The organism is Staphylococcus agnetis (assembly GCF_002901865.1).
Taxonomy (GTDB): Bacteria; Bacillota; Bacilli; order Staphylococcales; family Staphylococcaceae; genus Staphylococcus; species Staphylococcus agnetis.
On sequence record NZ_PPQF01000024.1, the window covers coordinates 1 to 15,682 of the forward strand.

The window sequence follows — 15,682 nt, forward strand, 5'->3', positions numbered from 1 at the left end:
CGTTGATTGCTTAAGCCAATCACTCTTGAAAGTACATTACGTACTCAAAATTATTGGAATTAACGTTGACATATTGTCATTCAGTTTTCAATGTTCATAATAATTAATGGAGCGGGTGATGGGAATCGAACCCACAACATCAGCTTGGAAGGCTGAGGTTTTGCCATTAAACTACACCCGCAAGTGTTATATTCGATGTTGATGCGGCCGAGAGGATTTGAACCTCCACGGGAATACTCCCACTAGGCCCTCAACCTAGCGCGTCTGCCGTTCCGCCACGACCGCTCGGTAAAAATCATTGATTTTTTCGACAAGATTTATTGTACTATCCTCATTAACTAAAGTCAACACTTTTTTAACAAAAGATTAATATTTGTAAAACGTCTTTAACTTTAATTTGGCAACATATTAAATCATAACTTATTTACCTCATGAAGTCAACAATCATTTTCACATAAGTGCGTCATAATTAATGTGACGACTTTTATTATTATACGTATCAAAATATGCAAAGTCAATAACCTTTATTTCTTAAAAAAAGGATAAAAATTCCTTTCAAACGGAATCTTTACCCTTTTCTATGAAAGATAAGATACTTACTAATCAAATTATGATAAATACGACGTTATTTTCAACCCACCGCCACAACGTCCACATCTCATCTTTCTGGTGTTTACTTTTCGGATTCTCAAAAATTTTTGATGACACTTTGTACACATGTATTCATAATTCGCACGTTCACGGTACGTTTCTGTAGGTGTACAGAATCGAGGGGCATGAACCATTTGACTTAATTTTTTAAAATCTGAATCTCTATGTTGATATCCTTTTCCATCTAGATGAAGAAAATAATGACACAATTCATGTTTTATAATCGCATCAATCGCTGCCTCTCCAAAATGTTCGTACTGTTTCGGGTTTATCTCTATATCGTGTGACTTTAATAAATATCGTCCTCCAGTTGTTCGTAGGCGGTGATTAAAATAAATCCGATGTATAAATGGACGTCCAAAATAGGTTAGCGCGATAGATTCAGCTCGTGATTGTAAAGTCTCATTGTCCATTAGGATCAATCATTGTGAGTGCGACTTTTCCTTTATCAACATCAATGCGCTCTACCCATACTTCAACAATATCGCCTACACTGACAATATCCATAGGATGTTTCACAAAACGTTTCGCCAATTTAGAAATATGCACCAAACCATCTTGTTTCACACCAATATCTACAAAAGCACCAAAATCTACGACGTTTCTTACAGTACCATTTAATTTCATACCTTTTGTTAAATCTTCAATGGATAATACATCTGATTTAAGTTGAGGCGTTTCATATTCATCACGTGGATCTCGGTTCGGTGCCATAAGCGCTTGAACTATATCCTCCAGAGTTGGCACACCAATATTTAACTTTTCTGCACAAGCTTCTATATTTAAGTTTTCAAAGGTTTGTTGATGTTGCTTACTACCTAATTCTGCAACATCAATATTGAGTTCATCTAACAATTGATATGTTACAGCGTAACTTTCTGGATGGATGGGTGTGTTATCTAATGGCTCTTCTCCATCTACAATTCTTAAAAACCCGATACTTTGCTCAAAGGTTTTTTGACCTAATCGTTTCACTTTATTGATTTCTTTATGATGTGTAATCTTACCGTTTTCTTCTCTATATTGAATAATGTTATTTGCTATTGGTTTTGACAATCCCGCAACATGTTGCAATAAAGTACTTGACGCAGTATTAACATTGACACCTACTTGGTTTACAGCCGTTTCAACAACAAAATCGAGCGCTTCACCTAATTGTTTTTGGTTTACATCATGTTGATATTGCCCCACTCCTATTGATTTAGGGTCTATTTTAACAAGCTCACTTAATGGATCTTGTACACGGCGACCAATTGACGCTGCACTACGTTCTTCTACTTGGAAATCTGGGAACTCTTGTCTCGCTATATCAGACGCAGAATAGACTGATGCACCCGCTTCATTCACGATAATATATTGAACTTTCAAACCGTGCGTTTGTATCATATTTGCTACGAATTGTTCTGTTTCTCGACTCGCTGTGCCATTACCTATTGCAATCAAATCAATATCGTACGTGTTAATGATATTTAAAAATATGCGTTCTGCATCTTTCATTTTGGAAACTGGTGGGTGTGGATACATGACAGATTTTGCTACAAATGAGCCCATAGAATTAATAACTGCCAGTTTACAACCTGTCCTATAGGCAGGATCAATACCTAAAATTTGTTTTTGTTTTAATGGTGGTTGTAATAACAATTGTTTGAGATTTTTACTAAACACTTCTATCGCACTATCTTCTGCTCGTTTTGTAAGGTCCGTACGTATTTCACGTTCTATAGATGGAAAAATCAAGCGTTTCATCGCATCTTCTATTGCATTTTTAACGATATGTGATAATGGGTTATCCCCCATAATTTCAGAATGCTTAATGTGATCAATAATCAGTGATTGATCCACATCAATTTTAATAGCTAATATTTTCTCTTTTTCACCGCGATTCATAGCTAAAATTCGGTGATTGGCTAAACGTTTTAAAGGCTCAGAATAATTATAATACATTGCAAAAATTTCATTTTCATCTACAGCATTTTTCTTTTTTGTAGCTGTTATTACACCATGTCGCTGTGTTTCATTAAGTATACGCTGTCGATATTGTGGATGGTCTGCAATACGTTCTGCAATGATATCTTGTGCGCCTAAAATTGCCGCTTCAATTGTAGGCACTTCCTCATTGATAAATTGTTTTGCTCGTATATCAATGCTTTCCGTTTCATTTTGCGCATCAATCCATTTTGCTAAAGGCGCCAATCCTTTTCTTTTCGCTTCTGTTGCTCTTGTTTTCTTTTTTTGTTTATATGGTCGGTATAAATCTTCAACACGTTGAAGCTTCGTTTGCTTCAAAATGTCTTGTTTCAAAGTTTCTGTTAATAAGCCTTGTTGCTCAATACTATGTATAACTTCATCTTTACGTTTTTGAAGGTTTTGCAGATAGTTAAATTCATCTGCAATTTTTTTAATTTCAACTTCATCTAAGCCATCAGTCATTTCTTTTCGATAACGTGCGATAAATGGTACAGTGTTTTTATCTTCTAAAAGTTTTAAAACTGCTTCGATTTGTTTGATAGAGAATTGATACTCATTATGTATTGCTTGGACTAATGCATTTGCCAAGGAGTTCACCACTTTCTTTATAATTACATTCTTATTTTAACATTGATATTTAAAGTTTGATAATGATGTCGTTATCACATAAAATAGCTGAGACCTATAAAGTCTCAGCTATTTTAGTATGAACTTATAAAAAAACCGCGGTAACACTTTTAATGTGTTTCATGGTGTGACCCACGGATATTGATATATATAATGACATATTTCTATTAAACGTTCTTAACCGCATCACTTTTACTTTCTTGCTGCTTCTTGTAATTTTTTTATCGCTGTGCGTTGTAAACGAGAGACATGCATTTGGCTTAATCCAATACGCTCACCCGTTTCTTTTTGACTTAAACCGTCAATAAACGTACATTGAATAATTTCACGTTCTCGGTCTGAAAGTATCGGAATGATACGCTCTAGTATCATTCGTTTTTCAGTTAAATCATAGTTATCATCTTGACTTCCCATGATATCTAATAATGTAACCGTTGATCCATCTTTATCAGCTTCTATAGAATGGTCGACACTTAACGCATTGTAACTTTGTCCCATTTCCATAGCCTCAAGCACCTCTTCTTCTGTCACTTCTAAGCGTGCTGCGATTTCTGAAATGGAAGGTGAGCGTTCAAGCTCATTCGTAAGTTCATCGCTGACTTTTTTAATTCTAGGACCAATTTCTTTAATGCGACGTGGAACGTGCACACTCCATGTTTTGTCACGTAAATATCTTTTAATTTCACCAATCACTGTTGGAACTAAAAATGCTTCAAATTTACGATCAAAAGAAAGATCAAATCGATTGATAGCACCTATCAGTCCCACCATACCAACTTGTACTAGATCTTCATGATGTGATTGTCCTTTAGAATATTTATATGCTAAAGATTCGATGAGTTTTTCATAATGCATGACAAGCTTTTCTTGTGCAACTTCATCTTGATGCTCTTGGTGTTGCTTAATCCAGTCGTTGATTTGTTCAGGTGAAACAAAATTAGCTGATTTCGACTCTTTCGTCATTGTTTCGCACCTGCTCTTTTTTTATATACTTGATCATACTAATTGTTACACCAGTTTCTTTATCTACTGTAACTTCATCCATTAACGACTCAATTAAGAACAACCCTAAGCCACCTTCACGTAAGAAATCAATATTCTCATTCTCTTTGTATGGGCCTAGTTGTTGTTTCGTCTCTTGATAATTGAAACTTTCTCCTTGATCCGAAACGATAATTTTAATATGGGTATCACATTTTTCAAAACCGATGTTAATATAACCTTTTTCTTTTTTATCTTTATATGCATGTTTTACAGCATTCGTAACGGCTTCACTTACAGCGATTTTAGCATCTTCAATATCATCGTATGATGCACCCGCTTGAGTAAATACGCCAGACAATGTCAATCGTATTAAACTTACATATTCTGCTGATGCTGGAAGTCTCATTTCAATAAAATCATTTTTTTGTGACATAGTTATTCGACCTCCGTCCCTTCATTCACATGCATTAAATCATTTAACCCTGTTATTTCAAATAATCTTTTAATTCGGTCATTTACACCTAGTATATATAATTCCTTGTTATTTTGATTTAAAGACTTTAATGTGCCTACAAAGAGACCTAAACCTGTTGAATCCATATAAGATAGGTTTTCTAAATTTACATGAATGTCATGCGTACCTGCTTGTCTAATTGGTACTAAAACTTTTTCTAGTTCAGGTACAGTAGCAACATCCAATTCTCCACTGACTGCGATGTCATAATAGTGTTCATGTTTTTGCGATTCTATATTAAGGTTCATTATTATTTACACTCCTACAAATATACTCTACTACGGGATTTTACCCACTTCTATGTTGCTTTAATCTAAATTTATAGAAATTAATTGACTCTTTTAATAATTAATATTGTTAGGTCGTCGCGTTTACCTTCTTTATGTAGACGTAACAACTTTTCGTATAATAATTGAACAATGTCTTGAGGATGTAATTCTTTATAGCCTTTTATGAATTCAAGCAGTTTATTTTTATTTATAAAATCTCCATCTTCATGACGTATTTCGGTAACACCATCAGTAAAAATGATAATGAGATCGTTAATATTGATTTTAATTTCTTTTTGATCGTATCTTATGTGAGGGCTCACACCTAAAATCCGGCCCCTCACATCAATTTCTTCAAATTCATTTTCTTCTGCTCGGAAAATGTACCCTGGCTCGTGTCCAGCTGAACTGCAATATAAAATATGATTCATTTCTTCATATAAGCCATAAAACATCGTAATGAACATATTTTGGTTAACGTTTTTCTCGACAACTCGGTTCAACCGCTTCAAACCATCATTAGGTAATTGCGAATGCCCATAAGAATCCATACCAAACTTAATCATACTCATGGCTAATGCAGCAGGAATACCTTTACCAATGACGTCTGCTACAGCAAAACTCATCGTGCCATCTTTATGATCTATTAAATTGAAATAGTCACCACTTACACGTTGTGCAGCAACAGATATAACACCGATTTGAATGCTATCAAATTGAGGAATTTCTGTTTTTAACATTGTTTGTTGAAGTCGAGATGCAACGTCTAACTCTTTATCATGAATTTCCATTCGGTCAATTAAATCTTTATAATCTGTGTAATTAAAACCAAAACTAGATATTACTTTTTCTAGTACATCCATACTATCTACAAGTTGGCCATGGGAAAGTTGATGTTCTTCTGCATATTTCTTATGCATTCGAACGATATCTTCTGGTGTGACACCTTTTCCAGTAATATGGTCCGCATAACTCCGCGCCGTTTGAAGTGTCTGGCTTTTATTTTTATCTTTTATAAATGCATCTACTAAATCAAAGTAGCGCACTTCATTTTGATGCGTCAAATGGACTTCCCCCCTTTTGTAACATGGTAAAAGGCTTTAGGAAATACAAATCCTAAAGCCTATTTATGTTGGTTCATGTGCAATCCTAGACTAATTCCAAGTGCAGCGTTCACTTCTTTCATCTTTTTATCTGAAAGATATGTCAACTTTTCTTTAAGTCTCTTTTTATCGACAGTTCTTATTTGTTCTAATAAGATAACTGAATCTTTATCGAGCTTATATTTATGTTTTTCAATTTCAACATGTGTTGGAATTTTTGCTTTATTAATGCGTCCAGTAATTGCAGCTACTATAACCGTTGGACTATACTTATTGCCAGTATCATTTTGAATGATAACGACAGGTCTGACTCCCCCTTGTTCCGACCCTTGAACTGGCGATAAATCTGCTAAATAAACGTCGCCACGTTTCATTTAGTCATCCTTATTGTTAGATAATAAGTGTGTTTCGTTACAGTCACAAGCTTCACACTCGACTGAGTATGCTTCAGTTGCTAGGGAGAGATTTAAATCCGCCATCTGAACATACCCTTCTTTTAATGATTGTTCTAAGCTTTTACCTCTTATTTGATAGAATGCTGACATAAGTAGGACCTCCATATCAATAAAACAGATATAATTTTCCTTGATTCCATTTTATGATATCAAAAATCCTATATAATAACCATACTATTTTAATAATTCGTTGGATATTTCACACAATTGTTGTGTTTTGTATATTCTTGCAACGCGTCTACTCAAATTGCATAAAACTTCATAATTTATAGTATTTTGTTGTGTCGCTAATGCTTCGACTGATTGAGGAGAATGTGCTATAGGCTCTATTAACGTTACAATATCTCCTGGTTGTGTCGTTTCGGGTACATGAATCGCCGTTTGATCCATACTTACACGCCCTACTACTTTACATTGATGTCCATTGACCTTTACATCACTGCCTTGCATACTTCGTAAATAGCCATCTGCATACCCTACAGGTAACAAGGCAATTGTCATCGCTTTTTCAGCTGTATACGTTTCACCATATCCAATGCTTTCACCAGGTTCTAACGTTTTCACTTGCGTTATCGCCGAGGTCCATTGCAAAGATGGCCTTAATTTAGCAGTCACTTTTTCCTCAATAAATGATGAAGGATAATAGCCATATAGTGCAATGCCTGGACGAAATGCGTTACAAATTGATGGATCAAATCTTAAAGCGCCAGCTGAATTTTGAATGTGTACATAAGGGGGTTGTTGTGTACTTTCGACAAGTGTTTTAAATCGTTCATATTGTAATTTAGATGTATCATTATCATCGTCGGCAGATGAAAAATGTGAGAACACACCTTCGAATTTTAAATTAGGGTGTTGTTCAATGAGTTGTATTACCTCATGATATGTCTCTGCATCTTTAATGCCTAAACGATTCATACCTGTATCAAGTTTAATATGCATCCATACATTTTTTTTAGCCTCTTCGTCTATATGTGCAATCGCTCGTTCAAGCCATTCTTTCGATGGAACGCCTATGGCTACACGATGTTGAATTGCTTTATTAATAGCATGTGGCGGTACACTTGATAAAATTAAAATCTTCTCTTTGATACCATGCATTCTTAATTCAATTGCTTCATCTAAAGTGGCAACACAGAAAAACTCCGCACCTAAATCACGTAAATGTGTCGCGATTTGGATACTACCCAAGCCGTATGCATTTGCTTTTACAACTGGCATTATCAATTTATTTGGTTGCAATTTTACTAATGCATGGTAATTATCTGTTATCGCATCTAAATCAATGGTTAATTCCGTTGAACGAAAATATTTATCTGACACAATTGTCACCTTCCTAAAATCAATCTCTCTTAACAAATATGAGCAGAGACATCTAAAACACATCTATATTAGATGATTTTAATCTTTTACTCTGCTCTAAAGCACTTATTGTTCTATAATGACTTGGCTCACTGCATAATGTTCTGTATGTGAAATAGACACATGAACGGTGAAATCTTTATATGCGATTGTGGGTTTACCATTTTGATCATTTTCACAGTGAATATCTTTAAATGCTATGTTTTCGCCAAGACCTGTTCCTAAGGCTTTACTCATTGCTTCTTTACATGCAAATCGTCCAGCAAGAAATTCAAGCTGGCGTTTTTCAAGTTTAAAACTATTAAATCGCTCTAATTCTTTAGCTGATAAAATGCGCTCTGGAAAACGTGCTTGTCGTTTCAACACTTCTTTTAAACGGTTGATTTCCACTAAATCGATACCGATACCATAAATCATTAGTTTCCCTCATTTTCTCAAATATCTTTTTTATTTTCATTGGACTTAAGAATGACTACGACATTCAATCATTATTCATCTGACGTGTTAGCCTCTAATCCTTGATGCAATGCACCACTCTCATCAATCATACCATGTTGTCTAATGAAAGCATTTAATTTTTGCGCTTCATCTTTATGAATTAATTTTACTGAAACTAAACCTCCTGCAGTATGCATTAATATATTAGCAAGATGATAACGTCTCATAATCCATCCTTCTTCAATTTCTACATTTTGAATGCGATATAAAGGGACATGGGTTTGTTTAATAAAAAATAAGCCTTTTTGTATAAATATTCTATGTTCATCATATTGATATTTAAAAATTGCATATCGATAACGTGGCGCCACGAAGATAAAGTACAATGCTAATAATATGACGAGGACAATACTAACAATCATCATGGTTTTAAATGATTGCCACTTTAAAAAGTATGCGCTCAACATGTAACCCGTAGCAAAACTGAGACAGATGCACGTATACAGTATGCCTCTAATCTTTAATACACGTAAGCCTTGCTTATGCATTGTTTTCATCACGACCACCTCCATTGGTATACCACTTTCGATAACGTGCAACTGTGTTGAAATCATGAAAACGTAATCCAATCTTCTCATTCGTATTTCCTTTTGCTACTAAAAATGCAAAATGACTTAGGTTTGCTTTTTGCATCAATGGATGCGCACTTTGACGATAACCAATGACTTTGTCGCGTTTAAAATATGAGGTGCGATAACCAAATAACGTTACTTGTTTTAATGACATTTGGGACTCATTTATAGCAACGCCCGACTGTTGGATAGCCACATAACTATGAAAGATTGTGTAGCCAATAATCAACAGCGTTGGTAGCCAAATCCATGGGCTATAGTAAAAATGCCCTAATGTGGCACATCCAATGAGCATGACACTTATAATCCAAAAGCGACGATGAAACCCACGCCACGGCAAGCCGGTTGTAATTGGATTAAATTGAAGGTGTGGTGTGATGTCTGCAATGATATGTTGTGCTAAACGACGTTCAATAAATGGTAAAATCATCACTTTACCATTTGAATGTTCATCTTCTTTAACTGCGTGATCGCTCGTAATAATATACGCATAAGACGTATAGCCAAACAACGTTCTCATGAAAGAACGGTCTTCAACAACGGCCTGAATTCTAGTAATAGGTATTGTCATTCGGCGTATATTGAGTAATCCAAATTTCATATGCAAGTAGTCACCATGTCGATGTAGCGTAAATCCATAATATTTTATCATCGTGATGATGACACCAATGATATAACTGACGACCAATATAATGCTTAAAATAATTATAGTAGCATACACTTGATGGTTAAATACATGATTTACACTTCCAAATAGCCAATTCCAATCAATATTGTTTTGGAATGTACCAATAATCGGTCCTACCGTAGCTAGCGTCACTAAAATTGCACCACTTGTCATAGCCATAAACAACAAATTTTTAGTTGATAATGTAAAGAGTACCTCGGCTTCATAATGCGCGTTTGATACTGTATTCTCCAGATACTCTTGTTGTGAGGTTTGATGTAAATGACCTTTTACTTTTTCAACTTCTTCACGAATACGCTCACTTTGTAACTGAGTAATGGTATCCAATTCAATACTGTCACTAGGCGTTTTAAGTTGTAAATTGACACCACCAAAAATGCGGTTAATGATAGATTGATTCGCATCGATGGATTGAATGCGTTTGATATGTAATTCTTTACGTTCGAGGTTAAACACACCCGTTGTAACAATAAAGTAATCATCCTCTATCCAATAGCGCGTTTTATATACACGTACGATGTTGATACAAAAACTAATTAAGAAGACAATAAAAAAGATACCTGGGACAACATAGCTCCAAATATCATACCACTTAAAGCTATCAAGTTGAAAAAAGATGAAAATAATAAACACGAAAATATTTTGTTTGATAGCCTCAATTAACCCTGTGATATATGAAATGGGATGTAATTTTTGTGGATTATACATCATCCTCACCCCTTTCTAAAACAGTCATACAGTGTATTGCGATATCATTCGCTTGAGTCTCTAATAAATAAGGTAAAGCGATTTCATGTCCTGCAGTCGTTATTTTTAATTTTTTTAATTTATAATATGTAGCTAATGGATTGGTCACATTTTCTATATATTGAATCCGTTCAATTTTAATTGCTTGGTAGTGTTGAAACCAAACATTTTTACGAATTTCAACGACCTTAGTGTGAATGCGGTATGTATAAAAATGATAGGAAACAATCGGATAAACAGTACGCATGATGATATTTAATACGAGACATATCACGAGTACATACGTCCATACGATATGCCAAGCAAATAGGTGAGCGCAATACAACAGAACGGATAAAACACAAATCTCAACTAGCAATTGAAGGACATTGCTTGTGATACTATAAGAAAGTGTAGCTTTGGATGGTTTTAACATCGATCCTTTCAACATACATATCTCCTTTACCAAATATTATTATGATTATAGCATACGTTAATATTTAAATTGTATCGAATATATCATAGAATTTAATATCAATCTCACATCGTCATTATCATCGCGATATCATTAAACTTAAACAAAAACGGCTGAGACATAAATCATTAAACCTATGATTGTCCCTAACGCCTCGCTTTTCTAGACGCCTTACTTCAACTAGGGAGCAAAAATCTCTTAGATTTTGCTCTCAAAATGGATTTTCGGTTGCGGCTAAATGCCTCAGAAGTCTCGGCTAAGGGATCAATCACAATTCATCATAGTGTCCATCACTAAGACTAAATTAATTTATATAGATAAATAATAGCCAGCAAAGTTCATGTACAAAATGAATTTTGCTGGCTTATTTTAATTAACAGGTCTGCTTTGTCTCAGCCCTTCTTTATGTTAAATCATGCTCTTTTATCCATTGAGATGGTTCTAGCAAAGAAACAATCTCACACACTATTTTTGATGATCTGCGAATGTGCGTCCCTTTTTCACTTTAGATTCACGTTTTTCTTTGTGATTGTTACCTTTTTTATTGAAACCTGATTTGTTGCCACGTCTTGACTTCGCATGACGTTTGCCACTACCGCCTTTACGATTACCTTTTGGTTGACGGTTTTTACGTGCAAGAGGCTTTTCAAATGTAAGTTGTACTTCAACTTCATCATTTGACTCCACTAGTTCTTGTAATAGTGCTGTCACTAAATCAGAGTGATCGTACACTTCAAGTAATTGCTGTGCGATACTTTCAACACGTGGTTCTTTCGTTGCAGCCATCCAATTCTCAACTTTTGATTTAATTTCTTCTTCACGTGCACGTAACACTTCTTTACGGTGTGGCGGACGTAATGCACGCATTTGACGACGGTTCGCTTGTTCGATTTGACGAATGTAATCCATTTCGATTGGATTTACAAATGTTACCGCCATACCTTGTTTTCCTGCACGTCCTGTACGACCAATACGGTGTGTGTAACTTTCAGTATCTTGAGGAATATCAAAGTTATAGACATGGCTCACACCAGAAATATCTAGTCCACGTGCTGCAACATCTGTTGCCACAAGGATATCGATTTGATCATTTTTAAATTTTTTCAAAACTTCTAATCGTTTTGCTTGCGTAATATCCCCATGTAAACCTTCTGCTTTATATCCCTTCGATAAAAGCGCACTTGTTAATTCATCAACGCGACGCTTTGTACGGCCAAAAACGATAGCAAGTTCTGGTTGATGCACATCTAAGAAGTTTGTGAAAGTGTCAAATTTTTCTAGTTCTTTCACAATTGTATAAAACTCATCAATTTGAGGATCAGATAATTCATTGTTCATGGTTTTAATGATTTGCGGTGATTTCATGAACTTCTGAACAAGTTCTTGAATTGCTCTAGGCATTGTTGCTGAGAACAACATTGTTTGACGATTCTCGGCTGGTAATTTATCCATTATGTAGCGCATATCATCAATAAAGCCCATGTTCATCATTTCGTCTGCTTCATCTAAAATTAACGTTTCTACATCTTGTGTTTTAAGCGTACGACGATTTAAATGATCAATCACACGTCCAGGTGTACCTACGACAATTTGAGGCCCACGCTTTAATGATTTAATTTGTCGATCGATTGGCATGCCACCAAATACCGTTACAACTTGTACATTTTGCCCACGGCTAAATTCACGTAATTGTTCTGCTACTTGCATTGCAAGTTCACGTGTCGGTGCTAAAATCAGAGCGCGCACACCTTCTTGGCCCACTACTTTCTCTATTAATGGGATACCAAATGCACCTGTTTTACCTGTTCCTGTTTGTGCTTGGCCCAAAATATCTAAATTTTTAAGAGCAGATGGAATGCTATCCTTTTGTATCGGTGTAGGTTCCGTAAATCCCATCGACTCTAATGTTTCAGCTGTACGTTCTGAAACACCTAAGCTTGTAAAATTTTGCAAAGTCATTCTCCTTTTTTGGAATGTTTATTCTCATAATTTATCTCAATAATGATTTTTCCAACTTCTCCATATTAACACCTGTAAACCAAATGCGCAATAAACCAATCTTAACTCATATCGCTTAGATGCGTATTTATTTCACTTTAAAAATACTAACTGCAAGCCTCATCATTTCTTCATTACTGTCGTTGATGTTTTCTATCAATTGCCTTTTTGCACACGCTTATAGACATATTCAAAGTACGATATAAAAAACATGACATCTATAGTCATTTAAGACGTTATGATGTCATGTTTTGTTTAATTTTTATTTTGCATCAATAGTGATTAAACCATCGACGACTTCTTCCAATTTCATACCACGCGATCCTTTAACCAATACTTTATCCTGTGAATTTAATATCGATTTAACGTATTTAATCATTTGCGATTTATCACTAAAATGTATGGCTTCTTGTACGTGACGCTTCCCTTTTTCGTGAATATCGCGCGCCGCTTCTCCATACGTATAGAGCATGTCGATATTTTTGTCTTCTAAGTAATGTCCAACACTCATGTGGAGTGCTTTTGATTGTTCACCTAGTTCAAGTACATCGCCAAAAATTAAAACTTTACGTCCGTTCATTTGACTTAACGTATCAATTGCAGCTTTCATACTTGTAGGACTTGCATTATAAGCATCGTTAATAACGGTAGCACCATTAGGCGCTTCAAATTTTTGCATGCGCATACCTGTGAGTTTTAAATCATTCAATTGAGTTTGAATTGTTTGATGATCTACGCCGAGTAATGACGCAATCGTGATTGCGATGGCTGCATTACGCATATTATGCGCTCCAATAATTGGTAATTGATAGTCGACCTCATTATTGATTGAAAACGAAATGCCATGCTCGTCATGAGATAAAATTTTACAACGCATTTGATTATCCTGATTTAACCCGACACTCATGCATTGTGCCTCATTTAAAGTCTCAATATGTGGCTTTAGTAAAGGCTCATCGCCATCATAAATTAATTTACCATGAGGTTTCATTCCAGAAACGATTTCAAATTTAGCTTTGGCAATACCTTCTCTAGAGCCTAAATCTTGCATATGAGATTCACCGATGTTTGTGATAACAGCAAAATCAGGTTGAGCGATATGAGACAATAACTCTATTTCATGAAAGCCTGACATACCCATTTCTAAAATAGACACTTCTGTATCGTTATCTAACTCTAAAATGGTTAAAGGTAAGCCAATTTCATTATTATAATTACCTATCGTTTTTTTTACACGATAATTTGCTTTCAATGTATGCTCAATCATATCTTTCGTTGTTGTTTTACCATTTGACCCTGTTACAGCAATAACTGTAGGGTTTACGGCTAGGATATAGGCTTTTGCCAATTGCTGTAGTGCGTCTAAAGCATCTTTAACAAAAATAACGGGCCCATTTTGAGGCACCTCAATCTCACTGTCTGATTGGAAGAATGTTGCACCTGCCCCTTTATTCAATGCTTGTTCACAATATTGGTGACCATCTACATTTTCGCCCTTGAATGGTATGAAAAGTTGGCCTGGTTGGACGTTACGCGAATCAATAGTCACACCTTTAATCGTATGCGTTAAATATTGTTCATCGATTTCACAATCAATCCACGTTTTGAGTTGTTGTAAGCTTATGTCAATCATCGTGTCACCTTCTAATCAATTTTGTGCTTATTTTTTTGTTTATCTTGGTGACGTTCTTTCGCTAATGTAATCAGTTTTGTAATTAATTCTGGATAAGAAACGCCCATATTTTCCCATAATTTCGGATACATACTATACGCAGTGAATCCAGGCATTGCATTGGTTTCATTAATATAAATTTGATCATCCTCTGTAACGAAGAAATCTGCGCGGAGGATACCTGAACAATCTGTTGCTTTAAACGCTTCAACTGCCATATTACGTAATGTCATTTGTACATCCTCATCTAAATCAGCAGGAATAGACAGTTGTACTTTACCATCTTTATATTTCGACTTGTAATCATAGAACGCGACATCTTTTATGACTTCTCCTGGCCATGTCGTTTCGGGGTAATCATTACCAAGTACAGCAACTTCAATTTCTCTTGCATTAACGCCTTGTTCAATAACAAGTTTACGGTCAAAAAGAAATGCTTCTTCAATCCCTTGGATTAACTCTGCTTCATTTGAACATTTACTAATCCCTACACTTGATCCTAAATTCGCAGGTTTTACAAATACTGGAAATTCTAATTTATCCTGTACCAGTTTCAAAATGTTATGTTGGTATTTTTCATATTCGCTACGTAAAAAACTCACATATGGCAGCTGTGGTAAACCACGTTGTGCAAATAATTGTTTCATTACAAGTTTATCCATTGAACTTGAAGCTGCAAGCACCCCATTACCAACATATGGCAAGTCGAGCACTTCAAATAATCCCTGAATCGTACCATCTTCTCCATTCGGGCCATGTAATAACGGAAAAACAACATCATAGCGTCCACCTAGACTACTACATGTTAACATTGAAGAAATTTCACCCTCAAGTGAAGCATCTAAATGTAGTCCGTTAATGTCAGTAATTTCATTAGTAATATTCTCTTTCTTTCTCCAAATACCTTCATTTGTAATGTAAATAATGTCAATTTGATACTGCTCTTTATCAATTGCATTTAAAACATTTTGTGCTGTTAAAATAGACACATCATGTTCGGCACTTTTTCCGCCGTATATAATACATAAAGCTTCTTTTGACATAAGTCCGCCTCCAAATCGTATTCTAAACTCAATATTACCATGAGAAAGATCAGAAATGCATGTATTTTCAAATGAAT

16 protein-coding genes and 2 tRNA genes are annotated in these 15,682 nt (G+C 35.2%); all 18 read right to left on the minus strand.

Annotation, left to right across the window (positions count from 1 at the left end):
* Positions 1 to 107: 107 nt before the first annotated feature.
* Positions 108 to 181: transfer RNA gene (locus tag CD172_RS03945), tRNA-Gly, on the minus strand.
* A 21-nt stretch (positions 182 to 202) separates the two neighbouring features.
* Positions 203 to 285, minus strand: a tRNA-Leu gene (locus tag CD172_RS03950).
* Positions 286 to 608: 323 nt separating this feature from the next.
* The gene (locus tag CD172_RS03955) at positions 609 to 1,064 is read right to left on the minus strand and encodes a SprT family protein (protein ID WP_060551510.1); all 456 of its coding nucleotides are present in this window, start codon (positions 1,062 to 1,064) and stop codon (positions 609 to 611) included.
* The gene (locus tag CD172_RS03960; RefSeq protein WP_103345554.1) at positions 1,054 to 3,207 is read right to left on the minus strand and encodes a Tex family protein; all 2,154 of its coding nucleotides are present in this window, start codon (positions 3,205 to 3,207) and stop codon (positions 1,054 to 1,056) included. The genes CD172_RS03955 and CD172_RS03960 overlap by 11 nt, the downstream gene beginning before the upstream one ends.
* Positions 3,208 to 3,438: 231 nt before the next feature.
* Positions 3,439 to 4,209 carry an RNA polymerase sigma factor SigB gene (gene sigB / locus CD172_RS03965; protein WP_060551512.1) on the minus strand — a complete coding sequence of 257 codons (771 nt, stop codon included), beginning with the start codon at positions 4,207 to 4,209 and terminating at the stop codon, positions 3,439 to 3,441.
* On the minus strand, positions 4,184 to 4,663 hold the full coding sequence (gene rsbW, locus CD172_RS03970; RefSeq protein ID WP_037567547.1) for an anti-sigma B factor RsbW: 480 nt from the start codon (positions 4,661 to 4,663) through the stop codon (positions 4,184 to 4,186). The genes sigB and rsbW overlap by 26 nt, the downstream gene beginning before the upstream one ends.
* 2 nt (positions 4,664 to 4,665) lie before the next feature.
* Complete coding sequence (locus CD172_RS03975; RefSeq protein ID WP_037567545.1) at positions 4,666 to 4,992, minus strand: anti-sigma factor antagonist; 327 nt, start codon at positions 4,990 to 4,992, stop codon at positions 4,666 to 4,668.
* A gap of 80 nt (positions 4,993 to 5,072) precedes the next feature.
* The gene (locus CD172_RS03980) at positions 5,073 to 6,077 is read right to left on the minus strand and encodes a SpoIIE family protein phosphatase (RefSeq protein WP_060551513.1); all 1,005 of its coding nucleotides are present in this window, start codon (positions 6,075 to 6,077) and stop codon (positions 5,073 to 5,075) included.
* 59 nt (positions 6,078 to 6,136) lie between these two features.
* Positions 6,137 to 6,490, minus strand: coding sequence for a type II toxin-antitoxin system PemK/MazF family toxin (locus CD172_RS03985; protein ID WP_037567539.1), 354 nt, complete (start codon positions 6,488 to 6,490; stop codon positions 6,137 to 6,139).
* The gene (gene mazE / locus CD172_RS03990) at positions 6,491 to 6,661 is read right to left on the minus strand and encodes a type II toxin-antitoxin system antitoxin MazE (RefSeq protein WP_060551514.1); all 171 of its coding nucleotides are present in this window, start codon (positions 6,659 to 6,661) and stop codon (positions 6,491 to 6,493) included.
* An 84-nt stretch (positions 6,662 to 6,745) separates the two neighbouring features.
* Positions 6,746 to 7,894, minus strand: coding sequence for an alanine racemase (gene alr / locus CD172_RS03995; protein WP_060551515.1), 1,149 nt, complete (start codon positions 7,892 to 7,894; stop codon positions 6,746 to 6,748).
* Positions 7,895 to 7,999: 105 nt separating this feature from the next.
* Complete coding sequence (gene acpS / locus CD172_RS04000; protein WP_060551516.1) at positions 8,000 to 8,350, minus strand: holo-ACP synthase; 351 nt, start codon at positions 8,348 to 8,350, stop codon at positions 8,000 to 8,002.
* Between the two features lie 71 nt (positions 8,351 to 8,421).
* Entirely contained in the window at positions 8,422 to 8,928 is a 507-nt protein-coding gene (locus tag CD172_RS04005; protein ID WP_157950536.1) for a PH domain-containing protein, read from the minus strand.
* Entirely contained in the window at positions 8,912 to 10,399 is a 1,488-nt protein-coding gene (locus CD172_RS04010) for a PH domain-containing protein (protein ID WP_103345556.1), read from the minus strand. The genes CD172_RS04005 and CD172_RS04010 overlap by 17 nt, the downstream gene beginning before the upstream one ends.
* Complete coding sequence (locus CD172_RS04015) at positions 10,392 to 10,868, minus strand: PH domain-containing protein (RefSeq protein WP_060551519.1); 477 nt, start codon at positions 10,866 to 10,868, stop codon at positions 10,392 to 10,394. The genes CD172_RS04010 and CD172_RS04015 overlap by 8 nt, the downstream gene beginning before the upstream one ends.
* A 489-nt stretch (positions 10,869 to 11,357) precedes the next feature.
* Positions 11,358 to 12,845, minus strand: coding sequence for a degradosome RNA helicase CshA (gene cshA, locus CD172_RS04020; protein WP_103345557.1), 1,488 nt, complete (start codon positions 12,843 to 12,845; stop codon positions 11,358 to 11,360).
* A 307-nt stretch (positions 12,846 to 13,152) separates the two neighbouring features.
* Positions 13,153 to 14,523, minus strand: coding sequence for a UDP-N-acetylmuramoyl-tripeptide--D-alanyl-D-alanine ligase (locus tag CD172_RS04025; RefSeq protein ID WP_103345558.1), 1,371 nt, complete (start codon positions 14,521 to 14,523; stop codon positions 13,153 to 13,155).
* Positions 14,524 to 14,534: 11 nt separating this feature from the next.
* Positions 14,535 to 15,605 (minus strand): D-alanine--D-alanine ligase, encoded by a 1,071-nt coding sequence (locus CD172_RS04030; RefSeq protein WP_103345559.1) that lies wholly within the window; start codon positions 15,603 to 15,605, stop codon positions 14,535 to 14,537.
* Between the last annotated feature and the right edge of the window lie 77 nt (positions 15,606 to 15,682).

What these genes read in the sequence shown, in the direction of transcription:
- CD172_RS03955 (WP_060551510.1), bottom strand. Translation starts at nt 1,064, where the DNA reads ATGGACAATGAGACTTTACAATCACGAGCTGAATCTATCGCGCTAACC.
- sigB (WP_060551512.1), bottom strand. Translation starts at nt 4,209, where the DNA reads ATGACGAAAGAGTCGAAATCAGCTAATTTTGTTTCACCTGAACAAATC.
- rsbW (WP_037567547.1), bottom strand. Translation starts at nt 4,663, where the DNA reads ATGTCACAAAAAAATGATTTTATTGAAATGAGACTTCCAGCATCAGCA.
- CD172_RS03975 (WP_037567545.1), bottom strand. Translation starts at nt 4,992, where the DNA reads ATGAACCTTAATATAGAATCGCAAAAACATGAACACTATTATGACATC.
- CD172_RS03985 (WP_037567539.1), bottom strand. Translation starts at nt 6,490, where the DNA reads ATGAAACGTGGCGACGTTTATTTAGCAGATTTATCGCCAGTTCAAGGG.
- mazE (WP_060551514.1), bottom strand. Translation starts at nt 6,661, where the DNA reads ATGTCAGCATTCTATCAAATAAGAGGTAAAAGCTTAGAACAATCATTA.
- acpS (WP_060551516.1), bottom strand. Translation starts at nt 8,350, where the DNA reads ATGATTTATGGTATCGGTATCGATTTAGTGGAAATCAACCGTTTAAAA.
- CD172_RS04005 (WP_157950536.1), bottom strand. Translation starts at nt 8,928, where the DNA reads ATGAAAACAATGCATAAGCAAGGCTTACGTGTATTAAAGATTAGAGGC.
- CD172_RS04010 (WP_103345556.1), bottom strand. Translation starts at nt 10,399, where the DNA reads ATGTATAATCCACAAAAATTACATCCCATTTCATATATCACAGGGTTA.
- CD172_RS04015 (WP_060551519.1), bottom strand. Translation starts at nt 10,868, where the DNA reads ATGTTGAAAGGATCGATGTTAAAACCATCCAAAGCTACACTTTCTTAT.
- CD172_RS04025 (WP_103345558.1), bottom strand. Translation starts at nt 14,523, where the DNA reads ATGATTGACATAAGCTTACAACAACTCAAAACGTGGATTGATTGTGAA.
- CD172_RS04030 (WP_103345559.1), bottom strand. Translation starts at nt 15,605, where the DNA reads ATGTCAAAAGAAGCTTTATGTATTATATACGGCGGAAAAAGTGCCGAA.